Origin of the sequence: Acinetobacter piscicola, assembly GCF_002233755.1 — a bacterium.
Lineage (GTDB): Bacteria > Pseudomonadota > Gammaproteobacteria > Pseudomonadales > Moraxellaceae > Acinetobacter > Acinetobacter piscicola.
The window spans coordinates 1-9039 of the sequence record NZ_NIFO01000049.1; the positions used below are offsets into that span (position 1 = coordinate 1).

Below are 9039 nucleotides of genomic sequence, written 5' to 3' on the forward strand. Positions count from 1 at the left end.
AAGCAGATCAATTGATCTGCTTTTTGTATCGCAATGAAGGTGATTATTGGCATTCAAAAATTAAAAGTGAGCGTTTAAACCCACATATGGCCCTTTGAACTCAAGTTTTAAATCTTGGTCTTTAGCCTCATCAAAATCTATTTGCATAAAGCGATAGCCAACTTTCGCACCAAGATCCAAGGCCATTGATTTAACAAAATCATATTGAAGTTCAGCTTGGATGTCCATAAACTGTCCATCCGAAAAACTAGTATGTACAAGTTCTGCAGAAGTGCTTAAGCCAGTAAATGGTAATTTAGCACCTACATTTACATAGCCACTTAAACCATTACCATCAATAGTATAATTAACATAGTCTACTGGAGTGTATTGCTTAATATCACCATCTAAGTTTGCTAGACCTAAACCAACGTCGAGACTGATAACGTTGTCTAAAATTTCGTAGTATAAAATATAGTCTGTATTTGTAAATGAAGCATCTGTTTTATATAGATTATTTGATGCTGTACTATTTAAGTCTACATATTTAATTTTAGCATTTGGAACAAATGGAATTGGGTGTTCGAATGCTAACGATAATTGAACGGCACCATCTCGATCAAACTCATCATGTGATTCATATGGTTTATTAACATCAAAGCTACCCTCAGTGATCCAATAACTTACATCACCTTTTAGACCAATAAAATCAGCTTGTGCAAAAGAGCTTAGTCCAAGCGTTAGCGCGAATGCTGATAATTTAAATTTATTCATTTCTATCTCCCAAAAAAATCTTTTTACCTTGTATTTTTGTTACGTAAATACATTTATTACTTTACAAACTGAGCGCATGATATAGGGGTTTTTTAAATTTTGCATTATTAAAATAGAGAATAGAGGGAAGTATGAAAGATACGATCAATCAGCCAATTTTAGAGTTTCCGTTGTATGTGGCAAGTAAACCTGTAAAAACAGGACAATGGCTTGAAGTGCATGATAAGTTTTCTGGAAATGTCTATGCCAAAGTTGCTTTAGCTGATGCTAAGATTTTAGAGAAGGGGATAAACGCCGCAGTGAAGGCTGAAAAAGAAATGGCAGCTTTAAAGCCATTTCAAAAACAAAAAATTCTCTTGCATTGCGTCAATCGTTTTAAAGAAATGCGTGATGAGTTAGTACAACTGTTAATTATTGAAGGCGGAAAGCCTAGAATTGCAGCAACAGCGGAGGTTGAAAGACTCATTAATACCTTTCAGCTTGCTGCAGATGCTGTATCTACTTTAGACAGTGGCTATTTAATGCCGCTTGCTGTGACACCGGCTGCATCTGCATATCGAGGCATGGTACAACATGTGCCAATCGGTGCAGTTTCTTTAATTAGCCCCTTTAATTTTCCCTTTAATTTGACAGCACATAAAATCGCACCTGCAATTGCTGCTGGTTGTCCATTTGTTTTGAAACCAGCAAGCTTAACACCGATTTCAGCGCTTAAAATTGCCGAGGTTTTAGCAGAAACAGACCTTCCTAAAGGGGCATTCTCAATTTTACCTTGTCCTCGTGAACATGCAGATGTTTTGGTCACAGATGATCGTTTTAAATTATTGAGCTTCACAGGTTCGGACCAAGTCGGTTGGGATATGAAGGCCCGTGCAGGTCGTAAAAAAGTCACTTTAGAGCTGGGTGGTAATGCAGCGGTATTGATTGAACCTGAAACTGAAATTACAGATGCATTGGTGGATCGCATAATTAGTGGGGCATATAGTCACGCGGGACAAGTGTGTATTAGTGTGCAGCGCATTTTGGTTCATGCAAATATTTATTCTGAATTAAAGAAAAAGCTTATTGCTAAGTTAAAGAACATTAAAGCAGCTGATCCAAGTTTAGATACTACGATAGTGGGGCCGATGATTAAAGAATCAGAAGCTGTGCGCTTAAAAAAATGGGTGGATAAAGCTGAGAAGAAAGGGGCAAAAATTCTCAGTGGAGGGACTTTAAAAGGCGTTTTATTTGAAGCAACACTTCTTGAGAATGTCGATGAGTCTCTTGAAATTTATCAAAATGAGGCCTTTGGCCCTGTGGCAATTTTAGAAAAATATAAAGATTTTGAAAAAGGGATAGATATTATCAACAAAAGCCGCTTTGGCTTACAAGCAGGTGTTTATACACAGAACTTGAATAAAATGTTATATGCATGGGACCATTTGCATGTGGGTGGTGTAATTATCAATGATATTCCAACTTTCCGTGTAGATAATATGCCGTATGGTGGGGTGAAAGACTCTGGTTTAGGCCGTGAAGGTATCCAGTCTGCTATTCGGGATATGCAAGAGGAAAGGTTGCTTGTGATTAAACAATAAGCCATATTTAAAGGAGCTTAGGCTCCTTTTTTGTGCTTGGATTTTTGAGTGAGGTTTTAAAATGATAATAAAATACGCATTACGTATATTAACCCTCTGCTTTTTTATGGGTACAGCCTTTCAGACATGGGCATTTCAAAATAATAAATTGGTAACCGATGCTCGCGCTCAAATTTGGAAGACTTTGTATTATGACCCAAGTTATACCCAGTTAAAGTACCCCATGGGAGATGTTCCGATTGTAAAAGGTGTCTGTACCGATGTAATCATTCGAGCCTTACGACATCAGAACATTGATTTGCAACAGCGGATTCATGAGGATATGAAAGCAAATTTTAAAAAGTATCCACAAAAATGGGGTTTAAAAGGAACGGATAAAAATATTGACCATCGGCGTGTACCCAATATTATGACCTATTTTCAAAGACGAGGTTATCAAGTTAAGGATCAAAAATATTTGGCAGGTGATATCGTGACTTGGGATTTGGGCAAAGGTTTGGTACATATCGGTATTATTTCTGATAAAACCACGATGTTCTCCAGTACACCTTTAGTGATTCATAATATTGGTTATGGTACGCGTGAGAATGATATTTTATTTGAATATAAAATCATTGGGCATTATCGACTACCTAAAAATTTAAACGAGCCATAAGTTGTGTTAAAAGAATAATTAAATGGATTTAACGAATAAATTGAATAAAAAACTATCAAACCGAGATAAATTACATGAAAAAGTCTGAGAATTTGATAGGAAATTACAGAAAAAAGTGAGGAAAACAGGTATTGTTGCATCATTAAACAGTACTTTTTAAGAAATTTCTTTTAAGCAAAGATGATTCAAAAATGGACTGGTTTGTAATTAGAAGAAAATGCTCAAAAGGCATCATTCTTATTCAAACAACAAAATTTTATTATTGGTACTTCTTTTGCTCGCGATATCACAAAGAAAATAAGCGGCATTTGAAGGCATCTACAGATTAGGTGTTGTATGGCAGATTCTCGTGAAAACTGGACGTCACGATCAGGCTTCATTATCGCAGCAGTTGGTTCTGCTGTTGGTTTAGGTAATATTTGGCGTTTTCCTTATGTTGCTTATGAAAATGGTGGTGGCGCATTTCTTATTCCTTATCTACTTGCTTTAATTACAGCAGGTTTACCGCTTTTATTCTTAGATTATGCTGTCGGGCATAAAAGTAATAATTCACCCCCTAAAGCATATCGTGCTTTATTTAAAGGCGGTGAAACACTAGGTTGGTGGCAAGTTTGTGTCTGTATCATTATTGGTTTGTACTATGCAAGCGTACTAACTTGGGCAGGTAGCTATGTCTACTTCTCAGTTGGTCAAATGTGGGGTTCAGATCCAGAAGCATTTTTCTTTAATACCTATTTACAAACCACCAAATCAGCAACTTTTGATTTCCAATTTGTCAGTCATTTATTCTGGCCAATTGTTGGGATTTGGGCGCTTACACTCATCATCTTGTATGGTGGTGTGAAAAAAGGTGTAGAACTTTCGAATAAGATCTTTATGCCATTATTGTTTGTTCTATTTACCATTCTTGTGATTCAGTCATTACGCTTACCAGGTGCAGCACAAGGTTTAAATGCTTTCTTTACACCGAACTGGGCAGCAATGATGGACTATAAAGTTTGGTTGGCTGCTTATGGTCATACCTTCTTTTCATTGTCTGTCGGTTTCGGGATCATGGTGACCTATGCATCTTATCTCAAGCCAAAAACTGATTTGACAGGTTCGGGTCTGATTGTTGGTTTTGCCAATGCTTCAACTGAAATTCTAGCAGGTATTGGTATCTTTGCTGCGCTTGGTTTTATGGCACATTCAGCAGGAACCAATGTTCAAGATGTGGTAAGTGGTGGTATTGGTTTAGCCTTTATTGCATTCCCAAAAATCATTTCAAGTTTAGGTTCTGGCGCAGATTTATTCGGTATTCTATTCTTTACTTCATTATTCGTTGCAGGGATCTCATCGATGGTGAGTATCTTAGAAGTGCCAATTGCTGCAATGCAAGATAAATTGAAATGGGGTCGTAAAAAAGCAGTAACTATCGTTGGTGGTGGTAGTGCTCTCGTTTCAGTTGTTCTATTCTCAAGTGTAAATGCAATTAAATTGGTTGATATTGTCGATCATTTTATCAATAACATTGGGATTATTGGCGGCGCCTTGCTTTCAATTATTAGTGTTGCATGGTTCAAACGTGCGGCTCTGATTGAACTACGTGATCATGTGAATCGTATTTCGACCATTCAATTGGGTAAAGGCTGGGCGTTCACACTTACTGTAATCACGTCGATGATTCTGTTGGTGACCTTAGCAATGACGGTGTATAACTTAATTATGAAAGGTTATGACACTTATGACTTCAGTATGCAGTTTATCTTTGGATGGGGCAGTGTGATTTTCTGTGCTGTGATTGCTATACTGTTATCTAAAATGAAAGATCGCTAGGAGAAATATAATGAATACTTCAGCTATCGTAATGATGATTATTTCCATGGTGTTTTTATGGGGTGGTTTGATCTTATCGATTATCCATTTAATGCGTCACCCTGAAGAGGTCGATGATGTTTTAAATGAAATTAAAGATCATCATACCTTGTAGTTTTTAAAATAAGTGATAAAAAAGCAGGCTAGAAAGCCTGCTTTTTTTTTATGCAATTTTTTGAATTCGACAATAATAAAAACCATCACCATGACCTGTTTCAGGTAATAACTGACGACCATGGATTTGTTCAATACCCCAAGAAGCCTCTATTTTTGATTCAACGGCATCAGGATGTTCTGCAAAAAAGTTCACCATCTGTTGTTCATTTTCAACTTTGAGAATAGAGCAGGTGATATATAACAAAGTACCGCCAACTTTCAACTGTTGCCACATGTGGTTCAAAATCTGCTGCTGTAAATCGACGGTTTTTGGAATATCGGTGGATTGACGTAATAAACGAATATCAGGATGACGACGCATCACACCAATAGCAGAACATGGCGCATCCAAGATGATACAATCTACAGGCTCGTTTGCGACCCATTGCGTTGCATCCGCTTCAATAATTTCTACTTCAGCATAAGCATTCAGCTCAAGACGTTCTAAATTTTCAGAAACACGCAATAAGCGTTTTGCATCATGATCAAGCGCGATTAATTTTTTAGGATTAAAACGCTCAAGGATATGTGCTGTTTTACCGCCGGGTGCCGCACAAGCATCGACGACAACTAGGTCATCTAAGTTAGGTAAAAGCGCAGCGCACAATTGAGCATGTTCATCCTGAACTGAAAATCCACCTTCTTCGAAACCGGGTAAAAGCGTAATATTGCCACTTTGCTCAAGTACGATACCGACATCTGAAAATTCGCATTCACGTGCATCGATCTGTTCTTCATCCAAAATGTCTAAATATTCATCACGACTGATTTGACGTTCATTGACACGTAACGTTAGCGGAGCAGCTTGTTTGAGATTTTGGCAAATCTCTTGAAGCTGTTCAGGCCAATCTTTTTTAAGGCGTTTGTACAACCAGCTTGGTAAACCATGCGAATCATTTAATGCGCTTTGAAATTCTTCTGTTTCACGTGAAACACGACGAAGAATTGCATTCACCAAGCCACTTAAAGGTTCAAAGCCTAATTGTTTTGCAGCATTGACGGTTTCTGAAATTGCAGCATGGGCTGGAATACGCGTACACAAAATTTGATATAAGCCTAGATATAAACAACTTTCCAGTGCTTCATTGTCTAAAGGCTTAGTCAGCAAAGGCAGTGTAATGGCTTTTAGAGAATGCCATTGACGTAAACAGCCCAAAGTCAACTCATGGTATAAACCACGATCACGTTCAGAAACGCTATTGATATGCTGATTTAAAACAGAGCTTAATGATTGCCCATTTTGAACAGCCACTAGCGTTTTAACGACTTGAGCACGCAAATTCAAATTTTTTGCAGAAGATTGAATTTGACTCATGCGAATGTATATCCTAAAGAGAGTTTATGCGTTTGTTGGATTTGCATAGCATTTAATGCTTTACCGCCGGGCCATTGTAGATGGGTAATACAAATTGCTTTTTGATCACCACACATCACATGTACACCTTGCTTATCGATTGCAATCACTTCACCAGCAGTAGCTGTAGAAGCGCTTTGATCCGATAGTGATGAGTTCCATACACGTAGATTATTATTTTCATCAATCGGGGTAAAAGCCACAGGCCATGGATTGAATGCACGAATATTACGATCAATATCGATTGCGGGCTGAGTCCAATCGATTTGAGCTTCGGCTTTAGACAGCTTTTGAGCATATACCGTGAAAGCTTCATCTTGAACTTCACGTGAGTCTAAATAATATTTGAGTTTTTCTTCTGATTCTAAAACCGCACAAATCGCTTCAGCGCCTTGTATGGCAAGCTTGTCATGCAATGTTGCCGAAGTATCTTCAGCCGTGATCGGGCAAAATGTTTTAAATAACATATCACCTGTATCTAAACCTGCTGCCATTTTCATAATGGTCACGCCTGTTTCAGCATCGCCCGTTGCGATTGCACGTTGAATCGGCGCTGCTCCACGCCAACGTGGGAGTAAAGAGCCGTGAATATTTAGACACGCATATTTAGGCAGATCTAAAACGGCCTGAGGCAGAATCAAACCATAAGCTGCAACCACCATCACATCTGCATTTAAGCTCGCAAGCTGCTGTTGTGAAGCCAAGCCTTCATCTGTAGATGCTTTAAAATGTAAAGGTTGATAAATAGGCAGATTGTGATCTAGAGCCAATTGTTTGACTGCGGATGCAGTCAGTTTTTGCCCACGCCCTGCCTTACGATCAGGTTGAGTATAAACGGCAACGATTTCATGTTCAGTCTGGAGAAGCGCAGCCAAAGCTGTTGCTGCAAAGTCAGGCGTACCTGCAAAAATAATTTTCAAAATAAGGACTCATTCAATATCCGTTCAGGGTGAATTATAACAAATCTTTAAAATCTAAATGTTGAATAAAAGAGAAATTACTGTTTAGTAAAAATGTATATATTTAAAATGTAATCTTAATAATAATAAAAACGTAAAATAAATCACATTATTTTGCTATTTGTTGACAAAAATTGTCACAAATGTAATTTAATATAATTCTGAAATAGTAAATTTTAACAAATATCAAATAATCAACAAGACATTGATTTTAATTATTATTTTAAGTGAAAAGTGCAATATTTTTCGTTTTCAATATAAATGTAAACAAGTTTGCTATTTGGTTGATAAAAAAGTGAAATATATCTCAAAAAAATGTTGAAAAAAATGTGTGTAGATTGTTAAATAGCAAAAAATTGTATGTTTTGTATGTTTTGTATGCATTGTTTAGCCAAAAGGTAACTGCTGCAATCTATCTCCTAGAGGAAATCGAAATGAATAAGATCTATAAAGTAATTTGGAATGCAACTTTAGGTACATGGGTCGCAGTATCAGAGCTTGCAAAAGGTAAAACAAAATCCTCTAAAATTACAGGTATTGTTGGTGCAGCAACTGTTAGCTTGATGGTGACGTTTAGCCCAGACGTTTTTGCTGTGTATGAGGCGGGTGGAGGTATTTCTAATCACAATGGTGGTTTTGGTATTAATACAGGTATTGCTATAGGGAATGGTCCGAGTGGCTCTGCAACTGTAGGCACTAATGGTGCAGAGGCGATAGCAATTGGTGCGACAACTAGAGCAAATGGATCTCAGTCTACTGTCATAGGAAATGATATTACAGGAAATGGGGATCAGTCGGTTATTATTGGTTCTAACTTCAATTCCAATATGACGACTTCTACCGGTAAAGGTGGGGTCGCAATTGGTAGTGGTTTAACGACTACTCTTAAAAGTCCAATGGCGAATGGTATAGGTTCTGTTGCAATTGGTTCAAGTGGGGATGGTACGACCAATAATTTGAATGGGGCTGTTGCTACTGGTAATCATGCATTGGCGTTAATGGCGGGTTCTAATGCGAATGCGGTGAATTCTATTGCTATAGGTGCAGGTGCAAATGCATCTGTTGCAAATAGTGTTGCATTGGGTTCAAATGCAGTGACTAGTGCATATGCGCAAGCAACGGGTACTATCAATGGAAAGGCTTCTGCTTTTGCTGCATCAGGAACAGGTCTAAATGTAGTTAGTGTAGGTGCTGCTGGTACTGAAAGGCAAATCCAAAACGTTGCAGCTGGACGTATAACATCTACAAGTACTGATGCAATCAATGGCAGTCAACTTGCTGCAACAAATGCAGTTTTAGGGCAAGTTACAACAGATACAGCTGCTGCATTAGGCACAACAGTAAATACCACGACAGGTGGTATCACAGCGCCATCATATACAGTTACAACAGATCCAAATGCTTCAACCACGACCACTGTGAATAATGTCGGTGCAGCTTTAGCTGGATTAGATACAGCTGTAAATAAAGCAATTACATTTACAGGAACAACAGGAACAACAAGTCAAAAATTGGGTTCTACAGTTGCTGTGATCGGTGATAGCAAAAACATTTCAACAGCAGTTACAGCAAATCAGATTAAAGTTTCAATTTCTGATAATCCATCTTTTACTTCCGTGACCACTGGCAATACAGTAATTAATACTTCAGGCATCACGACACCACAAGCGGTGATTGGAACTGGAGCGAATACGACTACTTTAACCAGCACAGCAAATGGTCTAAATG

At 37.9% G+C, this 9039-nt stretch carries 8 protein-coding genes; 5 read left to right on the top strand and 3 right to left on the bottom strand.

From position 1 onward, the window contains the following. Positions 1 to 60: 60 nt before the first annotated feature. Positions 61 to 753: a TIGR04219 family outer membrane beta-barrel protein gene (locus tag CDA10_RS16475; protein WP_089606622.1), complete on the bottom strand. Its 693-nt coding sequence runs from the start codon at positions 751 to 753 to the stop codon at positions 61 to 63. 131 nt (positions 754 to 884) lie between these two features. Between CDA10_RS16475 and CDA10_RS16480 the strand changes: the two genes are divergently transcribed. From CDA10_RS16480 to CDA10_RS16495, 4 genes are all read left to right on the top strand, one after another. Next, positions 885 to 2333, top strand: coding sequence for an aldehyde dehydrogenase family protein (locus CDA10_RS16480; RefSeq protein WP_089606623.1), 1449 nt, complete (start codon positions 885 to 887; stop codon positions 2331 to 2333). 106 nt (positions 2334 to 2439) lie between these two features. Continuing rightward, positions 2440 to 2988, top strand: a complete 549-nt coding sequence (locus tag CDA10_RS16485; protein WP_089606624.1) for a DUF1287 domain-containing protein — start codon at positions 2440 to 2442, stop codon at positions 2986 to 2988. 336 nt (positions 2989 to 3324) lie between these two features. Then, on the top strand, positions 3325 to 4803 hold the full coding sequence (locus CDA10_RS16490) for a sodium-dependent transporter (protein ID WP_089606625.1): 1479 nt from the start codon (positions 3325 to 3327) through the stop codon (positions 4801 to 4803). Between the two features lie 10 nt (positions 4804 to 4813). Then, the gene (locus CDA10_RS16495; RefSeq protein WP_089606626.1) at positions 4814 to 4957 is read left to right on the top strand and encodes a methionine/alanine import family NSS transporter small subunit; all 144 of its coding nucleotides are present in this window, start codon (positions 4814 to 4816) and stop codon (positions 4955 to 4957) included. Between the two features lie 48 nt (positions 4958 to 5005). On the opposite strand, the gene rsmB is transcribed toward CDA10_RS16495, so the two are convergent. Together rsmB and fmt are read right to left on the bottom strand one after the other, a co-directional pair. Next, positions 5006 to 6313, bottom strand: a complete 1308-nt coding sequence (gene rsmB / locus CDA10_RS16500) for a 16S rRNA (cytosine(967)-C(5))-methyltransferase RsmB (RefSeq protein WP_089606627.1) — start codon at positions 6311 to 6313, stop codon at positions 5006 to 5008. Further along, positions 6310 to 7272 carry a methionyl-tRNA formyltransferase gene (gene fmt, locus CDA10_RS16505; RefSeq protein ID WP_089606628.1) on the bottom strand — a complete coding sequence of 321 codons (963 nt, stop codon included), beginning with the start codon at positions 7270 to 7272 and terminating at the stop codon, positions 6310 to 6312. The genes rsmB and fmt overlap by 4 nt, the downstream gene beginning before the upstream one ends. Before the next feature lie 473 nt (positions 7273 to 7745). Between fmt and CDA10_RS16510 the strand changes: the two genes are divergently transcribed. After that, the coding region (locus CDA10_RS16510) for an ESPR-type extended signal peptide-containing protein (protein ID WP_213062856.1) at positions 7746 to 9039 on the top strand (1294 nt) is incomplete at its 3' end.

Bases quoted from the DNA above. Each gene is read 5' to 3' on its own strand.
- CDA10_RS16475 (WP_089606622.1), bottom strand. From the start codon at position 753: ATGAATAAATTTAAATTATCAGCATTCGCGCTAACGCTTGGACTAAGC.
- CDA10_RS16480 (WP_089606623.1), top strand. From the start codon at position 885: ATGAAAGATACGATCAATCAGCCAATTTTAGAGTTTCCGTTGTATGTG.
- CDA10_RS16485 (WP_089606624.1), top strand. From the start codon at position 2,440: ATGGGTACAGCCTTTCAGACATGGGCATTTCAAAATAATAAATTGGTA.
- CDA10_RS16490 (WP_089606625.1), top strand. From the start codon at position 3,325: ATGGCAGATTCTCGTGAAAACTGGACGTCACGATCAGGCTTCATTATC.
- CDA10_RS16495 (WP_089606626.1), top strand. From the start codon at position 4,814: ATGAATACTTCAGCTATCGTAATGATGATTATTTCCATGGTGTTTTTA.
- rsmB (WP_089606627.1), bottom strand. From the start codon at position 6,313: ATGAGTCAAATTCAATCTTCTGCAAAAAATTTGAATTTGCGTGCTCAA.